Raw genomic sequence first — 18950 nt, forward strand, 5'->3', positions numbered from 1 at the left:
CTTGACGCCATGCCTACACCGCGCCCACGATCAACACCCCGATGGGACGAGGCAGCGCACACACCCGGCCTGTACGAAGCCACACACAGAGCCGACCGCGGCAAGCGATTCCTCTACACGGTCATACGACTCTCGCTCGCCGCATTCGCAGGGCTGTGCGTCTACGCGTCATACGAACCAAACGGCCTATGGCTCGCAGCCCCACTCGGCATTGCCTTGCTGATCATCGCCCTCCAACCATGGGGCGATAAATCACCCGCACCCGGCGCATGGCTCGGCGCCCTCATCGCCTTCACCCAAGGCCTCATCACCTACCTCTTCTACCTGCCCTGGATCGGGGAATACGTCGGTTCACTACCGTGGATCGCCTTATCCATCGTCGAAGCCCTATATTCACTGGCATTCGGCGCGGGAACTGTCTTTCTCCTCCGCGCCGGGCGAGCTGCCCGGAAGCGGGAGCCGCGTGTATCATCTGCTCGCTCTCAGAATGGGAGCTCGAAGGCTGCCCGAGAGAGCTCGACGTCGAAGAAGGGTTCCTCGTCGGAGGATCGTTTAAGTGGTCGTGGCCGTGTTCGCGTCCATCGTACGATTACCGCCAACGAGTTCCTCTTTACTGTCATCGGGATTCCTACGTGGTATCTCGCCGTCGAGTATGCACGGTCGCATTGGCCCTTCGGTGGCTTCGCATGGACCCGGCTTGCGTGGGGACAAGTTTCTGGCCCCTTGCTTTCTCTTGCCCGAATTGGTGGACCCGCATTGATCACTGTGGCAACCGTGACGATGGGTGTCGGAATAGCCATCATTTTCCGTCGGATATGGATCCCGGGCTTGGTCATTACTCTTGTTATCCCGATCGTTGCGGGATTGGCCTGGTCGCAGGTGGACGCGGGCCCGAATCCGTCGACCGAGCGCATCGATTCTTTCGCGAAGTCGAACGATGTCGCGGCATCGAACAACGGGGCAGACAACGGGGCAGACAACGGGGCACAAGCCCACGAGTCAGGCACCCAGGCACAATCGATACAAATGGTGTCCAAAGAATCAGGTATCACCTACTACCAGGCCAGCGATTCGTCGTCACCCGAGAATCTCGTGACGGTTGCGGTCGTGCAGGGAAATGTTCCGCGGTTGGGGCTCGATTTCAATGACCAGCAGCGTGCCGTGTTGGCGAATCACCGTGACGCCACGCTGGCCTTGGCGCGTCGCATTGAGGACCATAAATCGCCGAAGCCAGATTTTGTTGTGTGGCCGGAGAATTCGTCGGACGTCGATCCTTTTCTCGATCCGCTTGCCCGGGATGAGATTCAACAAGCAGCGGAAGCTGTGGGGGTCCCGATTCTCGTCGGTACGCTCACGCACCCGGGTGATCAGGAGCGCAACACCGTCGTCGTCTGGGATCCAGAAACCGGGCCAGGGGAGAGGCACGATAAGGTCTATCTCCAACCATTCGGAGAGTACATGCCATGGCGGGGCTTTTTCCGGCACTTCTCGTCATACGTGGATATGGCGGGGAATTTCAGCCCTGGCGACGATAACGGCGTCGTTCATGTTCGGTCGGGCAAAACGAATGCTCTCATCCCGGTGGGCGTCGGCACTTGTTATGAAGTCGCGTTTGATGGCGCATTCCAACATGCTGTGGAGGGTGGTGCGCAAATCTTCACAGTCCCGACGAATAACGCGACCTTTGGTTTTACGGACATGTCCTACCAACAGTTGGCGATGAGCAGATTGCGTTCTGTGGAATATGACCGCGCCACGGTCGTTGCCGCGACATCCGGCGTGTCCGCTATCATTCGGCCAGACGGTCGAGTGTCTGAGCGCACCCAGATTTTCACGGAGGGGATTCTGCATGCCCAGCTTCCACTCCGTTCGACGCGAACCATTGCTTCATACTCGGCCACGATCATCGAGTGGACACTCTGCGGGCTTGGTGTTGTCGTGGCTCTGGGCGCCGCTATCTCACAACGGAAGCCACAACGGGTAAAGTCAAAGTAGTTATCAAGAGAGAGGATCACCGTTGACTCAACCGAGCGACAACACGTTGGTCATCATCCCGACGTACAACGAAAAGGATAATTTGCCCCTCATCGTGGGCCGTTTGCGCAAAGCAGAGCCTGACCGCGTAGACGTCTTAGTCGTCGATGACAATAGCCCCGATGGCACTGGTGATCTTGCCGACCAGATGGCATCCGAAGATTCCCATATCCATGTCTTGCACCGCAAGGGGAAAGAAGGCCTGTGCGCAGCGTATGTCGCTGGTTTCCGGTGGGGGCTTGATCAGAATTACGACGTGATCTGTGAGATGGATGCGGACGGCTCCCACGCGCCTGAACAACTCCATCTTTTGCTCGACTCGGTCAATGATGGTGCGGACCTGACGATTGGTTCGCGGTATGTGCCGGGCGGGGAAACCGTGAATTGGCCCGCGTATCGCCAATTCCTTTCCCGGGGTGGAAACACGTACATCAATGTCGTCTTGGGGGCGGGGATCCGCGACATTACCGCTGGTTACAGGGCTTATCGACGGTCTGTGCTCGAGGCCGTGGATCTCGACGAATTGAGTAATGCAGGCTATATCTTCCAAACGGACCTTGCCTGGCGGATTCTCCAGAAAGGCTACGATGTTCGGGAGGTGCCGATTACCTTCACCGAGCGCGAGCTGGGGGAGTCAAAGCTCTCGGGGAATTTCGTGAAAGATTCCCTCCTCGAAGTAACCAAGTGGGGAGCGGCGTATCGAGCCGAGCAAGCGAAAGAGCTGTTCACGTCATCGAAGCGTTTGATCAAGCACGAAGTGCATGAGTTAATCGAAAAGCAAAAGCGACGTTTCAACTCGTAAACGTCCCAACGAAAAACGGATCCGGCCCCTGACTGCGTATATTTGCGGGGGCCGGATCCGTTTGTGAAAGGCGAGGGGGAGCCGAGTTACTTCGACTTGGCTTTCTCTTCGGCTTCTTTTTGTTCCTTCATCATCTTGGCCGCGATACGACGGCGCTGTTTGAGCATGTCGAGACGCTCGTTGAGAAGCTTTTCGAGCTCATCGATGCTGCGACGTTCGCGAAGCATGTCCCAGTGTGTACGGGGTGGTTTGACGGGCTTAGCCTCTGTGCCTTCACCTTCTACGAGCTCACCGATTTTGCCGTTCTGACACGGCCATTCACCTGGGATTTCAGCGTCGTCGGCAAAAGGAACTTCCCATATCTTTCCGTCCTCGGTGCGGTACTTGACAAGCTGCCGAGGGGCTAGATCATGGTCACGATCCGTTTCGTAGGAAACGGCGCCCATTCGACTGCCACGGAGAACACGATCTGCCATGCGGGGAATCAGTCCTTACGTCATTGGGGTACGTACTGGTAAAGCTTTACAACTTGAGCGTAATTTCGCGCTAAGGTCTAAAGAAACCAGTTACTCATTATAACCATCGTTAGATATAACGATGTTAGCGGCAGATCTGTTCCATGATTGGTACATAGCGTCGATCATTAAGCGTCATAGACCACGGATAATGATGGAAGATAATGATGGAAAAGGAACGTTCAACACAGGAAGTCCGTTGTCAGTGGTGCGGGAACCCAGTCGAGTACTCGGGGCGTGGACGCAAACCTAAATACTGCTCACGATCCTGCCGACAACGAGCCTACGAGCAGCGCCATGAGGGCCGTGGCGTCGGAATATCAGACTCAGACATCGTCTTGCGGGGCAAGAAAGCACAATACCTCTTCGATTCACTCTTTGAGTTACGCTGCGCTGCAGAGGATATCAACACGGCGGCACAAGAAGGTGCAACGTCAAGTGAGCTTGCCGCTATGACTGGGGATCTTGTGTCCTTAGCGCGAGATATCGAGTCCATCCGCCTGGGTGTTGAGCAAGCTAATACATAAATATTTGCGGCTAGTACCATGGCGCTTATGAAGAAGCCTTGGATCACATTGGTTGTCATAGCAATTGTCACCATTGTCTTAGCATCTGTTGGGCCGGTCGTTTATAAAGCGGCTACCGACCGGGGGACAAAAACTGAATCGCTCACAGACGGTGATGCCAAGGCAGCAAGCACAGATATCAACGGCAGTTGGAAGATTGTGCGGGGCTCAGGGAAGAACGCAACGTCTGCCGGATATACGTTCCACGAGATTCTTCCTGGTAAATCCAAGGAAACAAGCGGATCAACGAATAAAGTTGACGGATCATTTACTGTGTCGGATCAAAAGTTAACAGAAGGATCAGCAACTACTGATCTGACGTCGATTTCCAGTGATGTTGAGAAACGCGATATCAACGTCCGACGAACCATCCTAAACACCGACGAGTTCCCGAAGGCCGTGTTCACAATCACAGGCCCAGTCGACGTTTCATCGTTGCCAGGCGACGGGCACGCTGATGAAATTACTGTGCCGGGGACCATGGAAATTCACGGTGTGAAAAAAGACATCGACGTCAAACTAAAAGCACTGCGTACGGGTAAGAAACTGATTGTTTCGAGTACTATTCCGATCAATAGGCGCGACTATGACATTGAATCGCCACAATTCGTCGCAGCCAAGATTGACGAAACAGGCGAGATCAATCTGCTGCTGACTATGGAGAAGCAGTAATGAGTGACGAAACACTAATTTGGACACGGTGGCTGCGATTAGCAGTCTTGGCCGTTCTCATCGTGATCGCGCTTATTCAGGAGTTGTGGATCATATTGGTTGTCTTCGCGGTGTTGTTCGTACTCACCATCGTCCAGCTGCGCCAGGTGTATCGCTCGAAGAATAAGCAGCGGCCCGCTCAATGACGATCTCCGAAGTCTTGATGTTGCGCGCTTTGGTGATGCGTGGCCGTGCGAGTACGACATCTCGTTACACACGATTATTAAGTCACTGTGACAGAAAGAGCGTTAGGGAGAGTCGTGAAGGGATATTCGTCGTCGAGGCCGGTTAGGCGCGTATCGTTCACACCCCGCGGTAAAACGCCACTACATATTTAGCCGATAATCTACATTATGTCACTTTACGGATACTTCGTTGCCACGGTCCAATACTCCATACTGTAATTGCGAGGAACACTGAAACTATGCGTATCTGGTCGCTACACCCCAGCCTGCTCGACCGTCGCGGACTCGTTGCGTGCTGGCGGGAAACTCTACTAGCGCAAAAAGTTCTTCGTGAACTCACTAAGGGCTACACGAACCATCCGCAACTGGAAAGGTTTAAAGCTACCGCCAATCCAGCGTTATCGGTTGCACGATATTTACACGGGCTCGCTGACGAAGCTGACTCTCGTGGCTATAACTTCAACCGCGACCGTATCGCTTATAACTCAGACGATATAGCCCCGACCGCGGAAACTCAGAATTCAATACCTGTAACAACAGGCCAGCTCTGCTACGAACTTCGTTTTCTCGGTACAAAGGTGGCCAGACGAGATCCCGAGTGGTTGTCGTCCACTCTCAACAGTTATCTCCAGCCCACTGACAGTGACGAAAATCTAGCCATTCCCCCAGCTCATCCGCTATTCACTGTTATTGAAGGCCCCATCGAATCATGGGAAAAGGTTAAAGATATCTGACCTACAAAACTAGGTATTTTTACCTTTAGCCTGGTGCCCTCTGGTTCGCCGTCGTCCGGTGGCCGGGCCTAGACCCGTCCTGTACCCTGGCGACATGATCAGCGTCCGAGGGCTCAATAAGAGTTTTGGCGGCAAGCGCGCCCTCCACGATTTATCGTTTGATATTAAGCCTGGACTAATGACAGGCTTCGTGGGTGGCAACGGTGCTGGCAAGACCACCACTATGCGCATCCTGCTTGGCGTACTCTCCCACGATTCAGGTGAGATTCTCGTGGATGGAGAACCCATCACCAGCGATTACCGTGCGGGCATCGGTTACATGCCCGAGGAACGCGGCCTCTACCCAAAAATGCCAGTGATCGACCAGCTCGTGTATCTTGCTCGTCTACATGGATCCTCCGCAAGGGGTGCGAAGGCCCGAGCAATGAACCTGCTAGAACGCTTGGACCTCGACCACCGTGCCAAGGACAAGCTCGAAGAGCTTTCTCTCGGTAATCAGCAGCGCGCCCAGGTAGCTGCCGCTTTAGTACACGAGCCCAGCGCTCTTGTCCTAGACGAACCATTTTCCGGCCTGGACCCGCACGCGGTGGACATCACTCTGCAGGTATTGCAGGAGACTGCCGACACCGGTATTCCCGTCCTGTTCTCCTCCCACCAGCTGGACGTAGTGGAACGGCTCTGCGATGTGCTCATCATTCTCGCCGACGGCCGCGTGGTGGCTAGCGGCACCCGCGATCAGCTCATCGAGCAACACACCGAGGCCGAGTGGGAGCTCGTCACCACCACGGACACCGACTGGGTTCGCTCCGTACCCGGCGCGGACATGACCAGTGCCGACGAGGGGCAGGTCCGATTCCACGCCGACTCGGTGGACGTCGCCAACAAGGTTCTCCGAGAGGCCACCTCCCGCGGCCCCATCCACAGTTTCGGCCCCGTCCGCCATTCCCTGCATGAGATTTTCACGGAGGTCACCCGATGAACGTCCCAGCTCAGACTGACTCTTCCCCCGCCGATGAGAATGGTCATCTCACCTCCGGCAGTGCCGAACGTACGTCGTTCTGGACTGCCGTTGGCCTTGTGGCCGGCCGTGAGATGAAAGTCAAGATGATGTCCAAAGCGTTCGTAGTGACCACGGTGATCGTGCTCGGCCTGCTCATGCTGTGCGTACTCTTGGCTCCGCGCCTGGGAGATCTCTTCGATGGCGACGGGAAGAAGGTGGCCGTGACTGCCGAAACTTCCCAGGTGGTACAAGGCCTTGGCGACTCCTCCAAACCTCAGGTCGTAGATTCCACGGAAGCCGCAAAGGATGCCGTACGTAACGGCGACGCGGACGCCGCGGTGATCACGGATAAGGCATCCCCTGCCGGCATCACCATCGTCGGGCTGGATTCCACGCCGGAGAATATGGTCCAGGCTCTGTCAGTATCTCCACATGTAGAGTTGTTGGATCCGGACGCTCCTAACCCGGGGGTACGATATCTCATCGCCCTCGGGTTCGGAATCGCGTTCTTTATGATCGCTATCATCTACGGCCAACAGATCGCAGTCTCAGTGATCGAGGAAAAACAGTCTCGCATCGTAGAGATTCTTCTCGCGGCAATCCCGGCGAAGGCCCTGATGACCGGCAAAGTCATCGGTAACTCCGTGATGGCTTTCTTGCAAGTGGTGCTGATCGCCGGTGTTCTCCTGCTGGGTATGCGGTTCAACGACTCTGTTCTGCCACTCGATGGTCTCAGAGCACCGATCCTATGGTTCGTGGTGTTATTCGCGATCGGGTTCGTGATGGTCGCTTCCCTGTACGCCGCGGCCGCCTCTCTCGTTTCTCGTCAGGAGGACATCGGTTCGACGTCGATGCCCGTGATGATGCTGATTATGATCCCGTATTTCGCGGTGATCTTCTTCAATGACAACCCAGAGGCACTGCAGATCATGGCGCTTATCCCCTTCTCTGCCCCCGTGGCAACGCCACTACGCGTGTTCTTGGGCCAGGGTACGATCTGGGATCATCTGCTCTCCCTCGGTATCCTGCTTGTGACGACCGCACTGGCGATCTGGTTCGCGTCGGCTATCTATGAGCCCTCGATCCTTCGTACAGGGCAGGCTATTAAGTGGTCCCAGGCCCTGCGTGCGCGGAATGAGTAAAAGAGACTCACCTCTAAACTGCTATCCCTCAGTGGCGGCAAGCGCCTCATGTGACGAGGCAGCGCACGATTCCCCTTCCCACGCTTCCTTTCCCTCATGAAGAGCAAGAGCAGCCACGACCAATGCAGCTACAGGATCGGCCCACCACCATCCGAAGAGCCAATCCATAAGCAATCCGACCAGCACAGTCACTGACAAGTACGCGCACACCAAAGTTTGTTTAGAGTCAGCCACCGCGCTCGAGGAACCTAAGGCCCGGCCTGCGTCTCTTTCAAGGAATGACACCAAGGGCATGATGATGACACTTGCTATCACCATGCCTAATCCGACAGCACTGTGATCAGGTTCCCGATGATTCACCAAAGTGATCACTGCCTCCACAGCGACGTACGCGGCCAGTAAGAAGAACAACCATGCGATCAACCGCAGCGTGGGTTTCTCCCACCGCTCAGGGTCTCGTCGGCTATATTGCCACGCGATTGCTACTGCAGAGGCAACTTCAATCGTCGAATCGAGACCGAAACTCACCAACGCGCCCGAGGAGGCAAGCCGTCCCGCGCTCACTGTTACCACAGCTTCGACTATGTTGTATGCAATCGTAAACGCGACTATAAAACGAATACGACGTTGTAACTGGTGAACACGGCGGGAACTACCTATTTCATTCACAGCTTTATTGTGCGCTCCTCGGCCGGAAACGACACATCCGCACCCCACCTGCCTGCGATGATTACTCTTCAGCGATCGCCAGTGAGGACAATCGACGCAGACGCTCTAAGCTGGCGCCCGTTGCTCCAACGACGTGAACATGTTTACCGCGCTGACGGTACTTGTAGGCGATGGATTCCAAAGCAGATACGGCGGAAGAATCCCACACTTCGGCCTCGGAGACATCGATTTCAATAATTTTCGCAGGGTCAGTGTAATTAAAGCTGAACACCACGTCGTTACTCGACGCAAAAAACAACTGTCCCCGAACTCGATATCGACTGGTGTCGGAGGAATTGTCCACCTGCTCCACGGTCACCATATGGGCAACGCGACGAACAAACATCACACTGGCACCCACTACCCCGCACACGACTCCGACAGCTAGGTTGTTGGTAACCACTGTCGCGATAATCGTCACACCCATCACCGCCGTCTCACTCAGCGGCATCCTCCTGAGCGTTCTCGGATCGACCGAGTGCCAGTCCATCGTCGAAAAGGCGACGACGAACATCACAGCGACCAATGCCGCCATCGGAATCTGTCCGACGATCTCCCCGAGTGAAACCACAAGCACGAGAAGAAATATGCCAGCCAGAAGGGTCGAGAAGCGCGTACGAGCCTGGGCATGCCGCACATTGATCATCGTCTGCCCGATCATCGCACAGCCACCCTGACCTCCGACAAAGGCACTAGCGACATTCGAGATCCCCAGTCCCCATGACTCCCTCGTTTTATCAGAGTGTTGGTCTGTGATGTCATCAACAAGTTTCGCGGTAAGCAACGACTCGATCAGCCCAACGATGGCAGCGCCCAGGGCATACGGCGCGATAACCCCGAAATGGCGAAAGCCGAACATCACATCCGGAATGATCAACGACGGGACCCCATGGGGCAGTTCTCCCTGATCACGGACGGTGGGAACGTCGATATGCCCCAGAATGGCCAACGCTGTTACCACCACAATGGCCACCAAGGGACCTGGAATGACTCTGTTCACGCGCGGCCAGATAACCATAATGGCAAGGCTTATGGCAACCAGCACGTAGACCATCCCCGGCACATGAATGACATGCTGGAGTTGAGCGAGAAAAATGAGGATAGCCAGGGCATTCACGAACCCGTTCATCACGCTTCGCGGAATAAAGCGCATTAAATTGGCGACGCCGCCGAGCCCCAGAGCAATCTGAATCATCCCCGCCAACAACACCGCGGGGACCAGATACTCCACTCCGTGGTTTTTCACCAGCGGGGCCACGACTAATGCCACTGATCCTGCCGCCGCAGTGACCATCGCGGGCCTGCCGCCGGTAAAAGCGATCGCCACACACATGACGAAGGATGTGAATAAGCCAACTCGCGGATCAACACCCTCAACGATCGAGAAAGAAATCACTTCTGGGATAAGAGCGAGTGAGGTCACCAGCCCGCCGAAGATCTCCGTACGGAACCGATCCCATGAGGACAAAGCCGACCGGAAAGAACCGATCGTCACTGGATGGTCGGTAATAGCATCCTTCACACTATTTCCGAGCAAATGTTTCAATCCGCTCTGGACTTCCTGCCACGATGAGTGCATCCGTAGATTCAAAATCACGACCATCAGTCGCCGGAACCCACTGGCCACCATCGCTCCGAACTGAGACGACGTGCACTTTGTAATCCTCCCACAAGCGACGGTTGTCCAATGGATCGCGAAGAAGCACTTTATTCGGCTTCGTCATAATCATGCTATAGCCCTTGTCGAACTGGACGAATTCCTGAATATGGCCCCCTAACATGTGCGCTACCCGACGGCCGGTATCGGCCTCTGGGCGGACCACGTGGTGAACTCCCAATTGAGTCAAAATTCGTCCATGGGCCTTAGAATCCGCTTTGGCCCACACATCCTTAACCCCTAGTTCCATCAGATTCGATGCGGTCAAGATTGAGGCCTCAAGATTAGATCCAATCGCAACAACAGCTCGGCCAACCTGATCAACACCCAACTGACGAAGGGCCTCAATATCAGTAGCGTCAGCGACGGCAGTATTCGTGACGATATCGGCCGCGTTCTGGACCATCCGCTGCCTACTGTCTATTCCCATCACTTCGACACCGTGGTCCGTCAGTTCCCTAGCCATTGCAGAGCCGAAGCGGCCTAAGCCAACAATAACTACCGGCGCCAGATTCATCCTTGGACGGGTTGTTGATGAAATGAAATGCACCATCGGGATTGTCCTCCCCTAGTTGCGATTTTACTAATCCTGACGCGGGTGGACGACGCTATTCCACCTCACCAGGACTTTAAAAACTACTCTCGTCCCAGCGTCTAGCCAATGAACGGCCGTTCTTCCGGATAGGAAAAGCGCCGCGCTTTATCCCGACCGGCTAGCGCAGTCACCAAGGTGATCGGACCAATGCGCCCCAGATACATAATAAAGCACAAAATAATTTGCGACGAGCCCTGCAACGATGGCGTGATACCGGTCGTCAAACCGACAGTGCCGAATGCTGAGGTGACTTCAAACAGAATTTGGGAACCAGTGAACTTGTTTTCGATCAACATCAACGAGATGACACCGACCGCGACCAACATGATTCCCAACGCGAATACTGTCATCGCCTGCCGGACAACCGAATAGGAGATTTTTCGGTGGCCAATGACGGTGTCGGTCTCGCCACGGAATTCTGCAATCATCGCTGCCACGAGAACAAGAAGCGTTGAAATTTTAATGCCACCCGCGGTTCCTGCCGAACCACCACCGATGAACATAAAAATATCAGTGATAAAAAGTGTCGACGGATGAAACTGCCCGTAATCTACTGAGTTAAAACCTGCGGTACGGGGGGTTACGGATTGGAAAAAAGCGGTGAGAATTTTTTCACCGATCGGCATTCCAGCCATGGCTTTGTTCCACTCCAGGACACCAATCACAAACCAGCCGCCTAGAACCAAAACGGCTGTTCCAATTAGAGCTAGACGGGAAGTCACACTGAGATGGCCTAGTCGCTTATCTCTGCTTGACCAGTTCCAGCCTCGTAACACACGAATCCTCAGCCTCGTGACGAGTTCGCGGAGGACCGGGAAGCCCAATCCGCCAATGATGATGGCACCAGCCAGAGGAAGGAGGATCCACGCATCCGCGGCATACGGAACGAGATTATTTTTTCGAAGGCCAAAGCCCGCGTTGTTAAATGATGAAATTGCATGGAAGAGGCCTTCCCCCATCGCGCGATCAACCGACATTCCGTACTTATTGGCAAATCGCGATGCCAACATCAGACTCACAACGCCTTCTACCAAGGCTGTGAAACCAAGAGTCGCAATGAGAGTGGACTTCACGTCACCAATGGATAATGTGCGCCCTTCCGCAGCAGCATTCATCCGCAGTCGTAGACCGAACCGGCCCGTGAGAATCATCCCGGCTAGAGACGTCAAGCTCATGATTCCCAGACCACTCAGCTGAATGAGGGTGGCAATTATTATCTTGCCCGTAATGCTCCAATGACCTCCCGTGTCCACGACGGTCAGACCCGTCAGCGAGACCGCCGACGTCGACGTAAAAATTGCTGTTAATGGGTCCGTCACCGTGTGCGTAGCACTGGAAAACGGCATCATCAGCGCTAGAGCGCCGATCACGATGAGCCCAAAGAACCCGATGGACACTAACTGTGTCGGATTAAGGGAGCGCCCACCTATCCTTCTCTTTGCCACGAGAGGGAATAGTAGGCCTGCATGCCGCTAGGTGCTAGTCGGATCCACAAAGCCCTAGCAGATAATTCCATTATATGAGACTTGTTTTTCATATTTCGGGAAAGTATTCTATGCCTACTTGACGTGCCTAGATGGCGCCACCCCTGCCTACTAGTCATCCAAGGTCCTATAGCCAACCTCTTTGCTATATCAGTCATCTGCCCATAAATACGTGAAGCATGTACATACCTAAAGCGTGTATTGAGTAATAAGGACTATTCGCGTGACTTCTGCTACCCGAGCGCCGGGTTCCACTACCGTCTCCCCTGGTACAGTCTCCCCAATGACAGACCCGTCGATGCGTCGGAAAATTATCGTCGCATCCATGGTGGGAACAACAATCGAGTTTTATGATTTCTATGTTTACGCCACAGCTGCGGTAGCTGTTTTCCCCTATTTATTCTTTCCAGATAATGACGACCCGACCGTTAAACTTTTCGCATCCTTTGCGACGTTCGGGCTCGCTTTTCTCGGTCGGCCACTGGGCTCCGTCGTCTTTGGGCATTTCGGCGACCGAATCGGCCGCAAAGCAACGCTAGTCGCCTCGTTACTCACCATGGGTATAGCGACATTTATCATTGGTTTATTACCGACGTATGGGACCATCGGCTTATTCGCGCCTGCACTTTTAGCACTCATGAGGTTCAGCCAGGGGCTCGGCCTCGGCGGAGAATGGTCGGGGGCAGCACTTCTGGCCACAGAAACCGCGTCAAAAGATAAAAGAGCGTGGGCTGCGATGTGGCCGCAATTGGGAGCACCGATTGGTTTCCTGGTGGCCAACGGATCCTTCCTCATCCTCGCAACCACATTGGGTTACACCATCGGTGACACGTCTGGCGCATTCATGTCGTGGGGATGGCGTATTCCGTTCCTCTTCTCTTCAGTCATGGTCATCATCGGGCTATGGGTTCGCTTCTCATTAGAAGAAACCCCCGTCTTCAAGAAAGCCGTTGAATCCGGCAAGCGGGTCGACGCACCACTCGCGGAAGTCTTCAAGACGTCATGGGTCCAAATCATCCAAGGCACCTTAGTTATGGTGTCCTGCTACACACTCTTCTACCTCATTACGACGTGGATTTTGTCGTACGGCATTGGAAAACCCGAGGATTCAGCTGGGCTGGGAATTCCTTACGAAGAATTCCTTGTTCTACAGCTCATCTCAGTATTGATGTTTATGGGAACCATTCCATTTGCAGCCCTGGGCGCCGATAAACGGGGCCGTCGGAAATCGCTACTCACGTCATCGATCGCCATGCTCATTTTCGCGGCTCTGTTCCCCGTGTTACTGAATTCCGAGTCAGCGAACAAAATGACGGTACTGATCTTCCTCATCGTGGGAATGGGCGTGATGGGGTGCATTTTCAGCCCCATGTCCGCAGTTCTGCCGGAACTCTTCCCCACTAACGTCCGCTACACCGGCTCGGGAATCGCGTACAATCTTGCATCGATTCTGGGAGCTGCCATCGCACCCTTCATCGCGACATGGCTGGTCACACGGTTCAGTGTTGACATGGTCGGTGTATACCTCGCTGTCACCACCGTGATATCCATGATTGCGATTTGGGTGATCCCAGAAACCAAGCACAAAGACATGAGCGAAACGTAGTGAAACATAGTGGGACATAAAGTGACGTAGAGGGACGTAGTCCAACGGCCTCTACGTTTCGTTCTCCCCCACTCTCCTATTCCTGGTGACGCGACGGTCTGTTTTACAATCGGTACACGGCTTTTCAGCCGGAGCCAGTGTGACTCGTCGATCATGTGGCCGACGTGCTGGCACGGATCAGTTCCCTGCGACAACGAGGACAAGGATATGACGGCGTCAACAAACTCATCAGACAAAAACAAGGGCCCAGTTATCGACGGAGCAACCGAAGGCGACCGCGAGGAGCTGACATACGAAAAGTTCGGTTGCGCCATGCGTGAGCTCGCTCAAACGGTCATTGATGACTACGAGCCTGACCTCATCTTGTCCATCGCGCGCGGTGGTCTCCTGATCGGTGGCGCGCTGGGATACGCCATGGGGATTAAGAACGTATCCGTCATCAACGTCGAGTTTTATACCGGCATCAATGAGCGTCTTGAAACGCCCATCATGCTGCCACCCACTCCGGACGCGGTAGATCTCACGGGAATGAAAGTCCTCATTGCCGACGACGTCGCCGATACTGGAAAAACACTGGAGCTCGTGCAGGAATTCTGCAAAGAAACGGTCAAAGAGTCCCGCACCGCGGTTATTTACGAAAAGCCTCAGTCCGTCATTAAATCTGACTACGTATGGAAATACACAGATAAGTGGATTAATTTCCCGTGGTCGACTCTGCCCCCGGTTAAGCCCACTAACAAGTAATCCTTGCCCCATGAGCAACGGGATGCTCGCCGTAGCAGCTCCACTGCGCGTCGCAGGCAACATGGAGTAGCCTAGAGCGCTTGAGAGCAAGACTAATGGCGGGGCTCCCGTCGACGACTACACGATCTGAGTTGATTGGGGTGTGAGCGAAGCATGTTCGACGTCAATATGCTGATCAATGCTTTCGGCTTCATTGGCGTCCTCGCCATCATCTTCATGGAAACCGGCATGCTCATTGGCTTCATCTTCCCCGGTGATACTCTGCTGTTCACCGCGGGTATTTTGGCAGCCCAGCCTCACCCCTTCGCGCACGTGTGGCAACTCATGCTCACCGTTCCCCTCGCCGCAATCGCAGGCGACCAGGTCGGCTTCTTGTTTGGGCGCAAGGTTGGCCCACGAATTCTCGAATCCAGAGCGATGACCTGGATGGGGCCCCGAGCTCTTGATCGCACCCATCATTTCTTTGATCGATTCGGCGCTCCCACCGTGATGCTCGCGCGTTTCATCGGCGTGGTGCGCACTCTGACACCCGTCGTTGCGGGCGTTTCTGGCATGAAACACCGAACGTTCACTCTCTGGTCCGTCATCGGTAGCACGGTATGGGGCGCAGGAGTGATCGCAATTGGGTACTGGTTAGGGGGTATTCCTCTAATCGACAAATACGTTCACTGGTTTATTGTCCTTGGACTGTTGTCCGTCGTCATACCGGCTTTGGTCAAGGCCACCCAACTCGCGTGGAGGAAGCACCGCAGTAATCGGGATCAGACCGATCAGAATGCCCAAGGCACCCAGGACGCTAAGGAAGACTCCGCAGACGTTGCGTCGGAATTCGTTGCCGAGCCTTCCAACGCCTCTTCCTCTACTCGCTCTTCTTCGGCTTTAGAAGAACAAACTGAGCGACATCCAATTCACCGCGCATAAACAAGGCTTCTTGCAGCGCTAAGACATAGAACCACAAACGTCGGTAAACACGATCAAAACCAGCAGCTGCTGCAGCATCGCGATTAATTGCGAATTCACGTCGCCATAGGGGCAGCGTGACACGCAAATGATCGCCGCAATGAACTTCCGCCCGTTCCACCAGATCGGTATACCGCATTAACGCATCACGGACGTTTTCCACCGTCGGATATTCCAACGCTGGCCACACATAGCCCCGCATGATCCCAAGAGCTTGGAGAGAGTTCTCCGACAGACCAGTGTTAATAACGCTCTGTATGCACGCCCGACCACCGGGGGACAGCATCCGACCGATTGCTCGCAAAAACGGGCGCAAGCCTCCTATTCCCATCGTTTCCATGCGTTCAACCGACATGATGGCGTCATACACACCCGACCATTGCCGCGGGCTCGGTATCGGCCCACTGATGGTTTCCACGTGAACGGCGCCCGCCAGCTTCTCTTCCCGCACAATGCGCCGTATATCCTCAGCGTAAACGGGGTCCGAGGTGAGAACATCGACGGTGGCGCCTCGTCGAGCAGCAGTCACGGCAAGCGTCGCACTTGAAGCCGGGAACTCGAGCACCCGCGAGCCAGGTCCGACGCGGCATTCATCCAACATCTGGTTCACGCGTCGGTACTGGGCGGACTCGATATCGTCATATGACACTGACTGCGGCGATTCGTACCGTGTCACGTCGACAATGGTGGTTTTGTTTTTCCAATTCAACGTCTCGGTGACCGATGTTCGCGAGCTCGTCGCGAACAGGGGGCTTCCCCATGTTTTTGAGGGGCCGGTGCACAGTTCGATGAGTTCGAGGGGCAGTTCACCTGCACGGGGTACGCCGGTCACTTTGTTCCGCGACCATCGGGACAGCATTTTCCCCCATCCGGCCTCAATGTCGTGGTCGAGCAGCGTTGCTAGTACGTCGGCTAGAGGTATCGCGTCCCATTCTCCCGCGACATATCCCTCGCCGAGTCCGAGGAAACCGGAGTCGACCATGCGGTTCATGACATTGGGGTCATAGACCGACATCCGCATCGGTTCCGACGAAAATATTGCTTCAGGGTTGTAGGCAATAGGTGGTTCGGGATCGATGTCTCCAATTCCGATGGGTTCGTCCGGCACAGAAATATCTACGGAGTCGAGGAATTCTTCGAGTCGATCGTGGACTGCACTAGCTCTCGCCCCCATCATGGGTGCGGAGGGTTCTCGGACGAGGTTAGGCCACGTTGTGGGGTCAATATGCCCTTTGTTTTTCACCTGTGCGGCTACTCCCTTCCGACTCTTCGTGCCGACGCTGACCCCATTTAGTGCTGGTATATGCGCCTTTTGTCTACTTTCTACCCGCCCTAAAACTACCGCGGATAAGGGCTTGGTGGTTTGCACCACGCCACACGTCCCCGCGGGCCGTCATGAGTTACTAAGTAACCATTGACTAGCTTCGCGAATGAACCCGGCAATTACCACACTTACGCCTGACACTATAGTGTGATTGGTTACATACTGTGTGATCCGACATACACTGATGTGTGGCGACACTTTTCGTGATCCCCTGACCAAGCACGATATATCCCACCGAAGGAGACCTATGCCCTCCGAAACAACGAACCACAACACCCCCGCTTCCCACGATTCTCAACACCGCGTCGTTATCATCGGCGCCGGGTTCGGCGGGATTTTCGCGGCGAAGCGACTTGCCAACGAAAATGTCGACGTCACAATCATTGACCGAAACAATACCCACGTCTTCCAACCACTGCTGTATCAAGTGGCAACCGGCATTCTCTCCCCAGGTGAAATCGCTTCGTCGATTCGGCAAATATTCCATGCCGATCCCAACATTCATGTTGCTCGAGGCGAAGTCCAGGATGTCGACGCAGAAGCGAAGACCGTCACAGCGTCGCAAGATGGTCACGAGTTAGTATTTCCTTACGATTCTTTAATTGTGGCGGCGGGCGCAGGCCAGTCCTACTTCGGCAACGACCAATTCGCGAAGTACGCACCGGGGATGAAGAGCATCGACGATGCCCTTGAGATCCGTTCCCGCATTATTAGCGCATTCGAACGTGCCGAGATGACGACCGATCAGCGTGAGCGCGATCGCCTTCTCACCTTCGCCATTGTCGGCGCAGGTCCCACCGGTGTGGAGCTAGCCGGGCAGGTTGCCGAGATGGCGAACCGGACTCTGACGGGAGAATACTCCAACTTCGACCCTGCGGACGCGCGCATCATCCTCATTGACGGAGCACCTCAAGTACTTCCGCCGTTTGGCAAACGATTGGGTAGAAAAGCCGCTAATCAGCTACGGCGTATGGGAGTCGAAATTATTCTCGGCTCAATAGTGACGGACGTCAATAAGCGCGGTCTGACGTACAAGAATCTCGAGTCAGGCGAAGAGACAACCATCGAGGCCTCATGCAAGATTTGGTCTGCCGGCGTGGCAGCCTCTCCCCTGGGTGCCATCATCGCAAAACAAAGTGGTGTCGACGTTGACCGCGCCGGGCGTGTACCCGTCAATGCTGACCTCACCGTGGGCAATCATCGTGATATCTTCGTCGTCGGCGACATGATGTCACTCGATAAGCTTCCCGGTGTCGCCCAGGTGGCTATCCAGGGGGGCAAGTATGCTGCCGAACAGATCGCCCAAGAAACACGGGGACGGTCGTACGAGGAGCGCCCTGACTTCGAGTACTTTGATAAGGGCTCCATGGCCACAGTCTCCCGGTTCCAGGCAGTCGTTAAACTGGATAAAGTTGAGTTCGCTGGATTCTTTGGGTGGGTCACGTGGCTGCTGGTTCACCTGGCCTTCATTGTGGGCTTCCGCAACAGGCTAGTATCGATGGTCAGCTGGGGACTCAATTCCATCTCCCCCAAACGGTGGCACTTGGACACCACGCAACAGCAGCTGTATGCACGCAACGGGCTCGACAAACTAGCGGTCGAATCCCCCAAGGCTGCAGAGGTCCGGGAGACCCGGAAACTGGGTACCCCTAACCCTGCTGAGAAGTGGAAGACTGCGGAATAACCGACGTTCGAAGGTTTGTCCGAGCAACAAGCTTCTCAGTGCGTTCATTCGCGATAAGGACTTCCCATACCTGGAAAGTTCGGCCAAGGTTCACCGGCCTGGCGATCGCGCGCAAGATATCCCCTGGGCGCGACGGGCGAAAGAAATCTGTGTTGTTATTTACTCCCATCACAGTTGCCTGTCCCCCAGCGGCGATAAATCCCGCGATAGACGCAATAGACTCACCAATCGCGCAGTACACGCCACCATTCGTCACACCCCATGGCTGAACGTGGCGCTGATCGATCACGATCCTGCCCTCAACCCTTTCGGGACCCACCGCAGTAAAGGTCATGCCCAGGGTTTGGTCTAAACCGTGCGGAAGAGCAGAGCCCGATCCTGCTTCAGGAGTTTCCTCTCCGTACACGGCACCGCCATTGAGCTCAGCTAATTCCTCATCAGTTAGTTGACGCTGCGTGGAAATTCCGAATTTTTCGACAAAACTCATAGATCACCATCG

General features: G+C 54.9%; 19 protein-coding genes. 12 read left to right on the plus strand and 7 right to left on the minus strand.

What is annotated here, in order from left to right:
- Positions 1 to 9 precede the first annotated feature (9 nt).
- Both lnt and JMN36_RS02700 read left to right on the plus strand, forming a co-directional pair.
- On the plus strand, positions 10 to 1995 hold the full coding sequence (lnt, locus tag JMN36_RS02695; protein ID WP_221923798.1) for an apolipoprotein N-acyltransferase: 1986 nt from the start codon (positions 10 to 12) through the stop codon (positions 1993 to 1995).
- 22 nt (positions 1996 to 2017) lie between these two features.
- Complete coding sequence (locus JMN36_RS02700) at positions 2018 to 2836, plus strand: polyprenol monophosphomannose synthase (protein WP_204088436.1); 819 nt, start codon at positions 2018 to 2020, stop codon at positions 2834 to 2836.
- Between the two features lie 86 nt (positions 2837 to 2922).
- Here JMN36_RS02700 and JMN36_RS02705 read toward each other — a convergent pair whose 3' ends face one another.
- On the minus strand, positions 2923 to 3312 hold the full coding sequence (locus JMN36_RS02705) for an RNA polymerase-binding protein RbpA (protein ID WP_046202337.1): 390 nt from the start codon (positions 3310 to 3312) through the stop codon (positions 2923 to 2925).
- Positions 3313 to 3515: 203 nt separating this feature from the next.
- Between JMN36_RS02705 and JMN36_RS02710 the strand changes: the two genes are divergently transcribed.
- The 6 genes from JMN36_RS02710 to JMN36_RS02735 all read left to right on the plus strand — a co-directional run bounded on the left by JMN36_RS02710 (position 3516) and on the right by JMN36_RS02735 (position 7689).
- Complete coding sequence (locus JMN36_RS02710) at positions 3516 to 3878, plus strand: hypothetical protein (RefSeq protein ID WP_012731534.1); 363 nt, start codon at positions 3516 to 3518, stop codon at positions 3876 to 3878.
- A gap of 27 nt (positions 3879 to 3905) precedes the next feature.
- A complete protein-coding gene (locus JMN36_RS02715; RefSeq protein WP_306421632.1) occupies positions 3906 to 4589 on the plus strand; it encodes a YceI family protein in 684 nt (227 codons plus the stop codon).
- A complete protein-coding gene (locus JMN36_RS02720; protein ID WP_204088434.1) occupies positions 4589 to 4774 on the plus strand; it encodes a hypothetical protein in 186 nt (61 codons plus the stop codon). The genes JMN36_RS02715 and JMN36_RS02720 overlap by 1 nt, the downstream gene beginning before the upstream one ends.
- A 278-nt stretch (positions 4775 to 5052) precedes the next feature.
- On the plus strand, positions 5053 to 5547 hold the full coding sequence (locus tag JMN36_RS02725) for a pyrimidine dimer DNA glycosylase/endonuclease V (protein ID WP_204088433.1): 495 nt from the start codon (positions 5053 to 5055) through the stop codon (positions 5545 to 5547).
- A 94-nt stretch (positions 5548 to 5641) separates the two neighbouring features.
- Positions 5642 to 6526 (plus strand): ABC transporter ATP-binding protein, encoded by an 885-nt coding sequence (locus tag JMN36_RS02730; RefSeq protein ID WP_221923799.1) that lies wholly within the window; start codon positions 5642 to 5644, stop codon positions 6524 to 6526.
- Positions 6523 to 7689, plus strand: a complete 1167-nt coding sequence (locus JMN36_RS02735; protein ID WP_204088431.1) for an ABC transporter permease — start codon at positions 6523 to 6525, stop codon at positions 7687 to 7689. The genes JMN36_RS02730 and JMN36_RS02735 overlap by 4 nt, the downstream gene beginning before the upstream one ends.
- 21 nt (positions 7690 to 7710) lie before the next feature.
- Here JMN36_RS02735 and JMN36_RS02740 read toward each other — a convergent pair whose 3' ends face one another.
- The 4 genes from JMN36_RS02740 to JMN36_RS02755 all read right to left on the minus strand — a co-directional run bounded on the left by JMN36_RS02740 (position 7711) and on the right by JMN36_RS02755 (position 12094).
- Positions 7711 to 8406 carry a cation efflux transmembrane domain-containing protein gene (locus tag JMN36_RS02740; protein WP_330927125.1) on the minus strand — a complete coding sequence of 232 codons (696 nt, stop codon included), beginning with the start codon at positions 8404 to 8406 and terminating at the stop codon, positions 7711 to 7713.
- 13 nt (positions 8407 to 8419) lie between these two features.
- On the minus strand, positions 8420 to 9919 hold the full coding sequence (locus JMN36_RS02745; RefSeq protein ID WP_221923800.1) for a SulP family inorganic anion transporter: 1500 nt from the start codon (positions 9917 to 9919) through the stop codon (positions 8420 to 8422).
- A gap of 1 nt (position 9920) precedes the next feature.
- Entirely contained in the window at positions 9921 to 10607 is a 687-nt protein-coding gene (locus JMN36_RS02750) for a potassium channel family protein (RefSeq protein ID WP_204088428.1), read from the minus strand.
- 101 nt (positions 10608 to 10708) lie between these two features.
- Complete coding sequence (locus JMN36_RS02755; RefSeq protein ID WP_204088427.1) at positions 10709 to 12094, minus strand: TrkH family potassium uptake protein; 1386 nt, start codon at positions 12092 to 12094, stop codon at positions 10709 to 10711.
- Between the two features lie 322 nt (positions 12095 to 12416).
- Here JMN36_RS02755 and JMN36_RS02760 point away from each other — a divergent pair, with 322 nt between their 5' ends.
- The 3 genes from JMN36_RS02760 (at position 12417) to JMN36_RS02770 (ending at position 15404) form a co-directional block, all read left to right on the plus strand.
- Positions 12417 to 13739 carry an MFS transporter gene (locus JMN36_RS02760; protein WP_236881922.1) on the plus strand — a complete coding sequence of 441 codons (1323 nt, stop codon included), beginning with the start codon at positions 12417 to 12419 and terminating at the stop codon, positions 13737 to 13739.
- A 207-nt stretch (positions 13740 to 13946) separates the two neighbouring features.
- Complete coding sequence (locus JMN36_RS02765) at positions 13947 to 14483, plus strand: phosphoribosyltransferase (protein ID WP_012731523.1); 537 nt, start codon at positions 13947 to 13949, stop codon at positions 14481 to 14483.
- A 153-nt stretch (positions 14484 to 14636) separates the two neighbouring features.
- The gene (locus JMN36_RS02770) at positions 14637 to 15404 is read left to right on the plus strand and encodes a DedA family protein (protein WP_221923801.1); all 768 of its coding nucleotides are present in this window, start codon (positions 14637 to 14639) and stop codon (positions 15402 to 15404) included.
- Here the strand turns inward: JMN36_RS02770 and JMN36_RS02775 are convergent.
- A complete protein-coding gene (locus JMN36_RS02775) occupies positions 15343 to 16620 on the minus strand; it encodes an SAM-dependent methyltransferase (protein WP_204088425.1) in 1278 nt (425 codons plus the stop codon). The two genes, JMN36_RS02770 and JMN36_RS02775, sit on opposite strands and share 62 nt — an antisense overlap.
- A 394-nt stretch (positions 16621 to 17014) precedes the next feature.
- Here JMN36_RS02775 and JMN36_RS02780 point away from each other — a divergent pair, with 394 nt between their 5' ends.
- A complete protein-coding gene (locus JMN36_RS02780; protein ID WP_204088424.1) occupies positions 17015 to 18451 on the plus strand; it encodes an NAD(P)/FAD-dependent oxidoreductase in 1437 nt (478 codons plus the stop codon).
- Here the strand turns inward: JMN36_RS02780 and JMN36_RS02785 are convergent.
- Positions 18417 to 18938: a PaaI family thioesterase gene (locus JMN36_RS02785; RefSeq protein ID WP_204088423.1), complete on the minus strand. Its 522-nt coding sequence runs from the start codon at positions 18936 to 18938 to the stop codon at positions 18417 to 18419. The two genes, JMN36_RS02780 and JMN36_RS02785, sit on opposite strands and share 35 nt — an antisense overlap.
- Positions 18939 to 18950 lie beyond the last annotated feature (12 nt).

It is taken from the genome of Corynebacterium pseudokroppenstedtii (genome assembly GCF_019754945.1).
GTDB lineage: Bacteria > Actinomycetota > Actinomycetes > Mycobacteriales > Mycobacteriaceae > Corynebacterium > Corynebacterium pseudokroppenstedtii.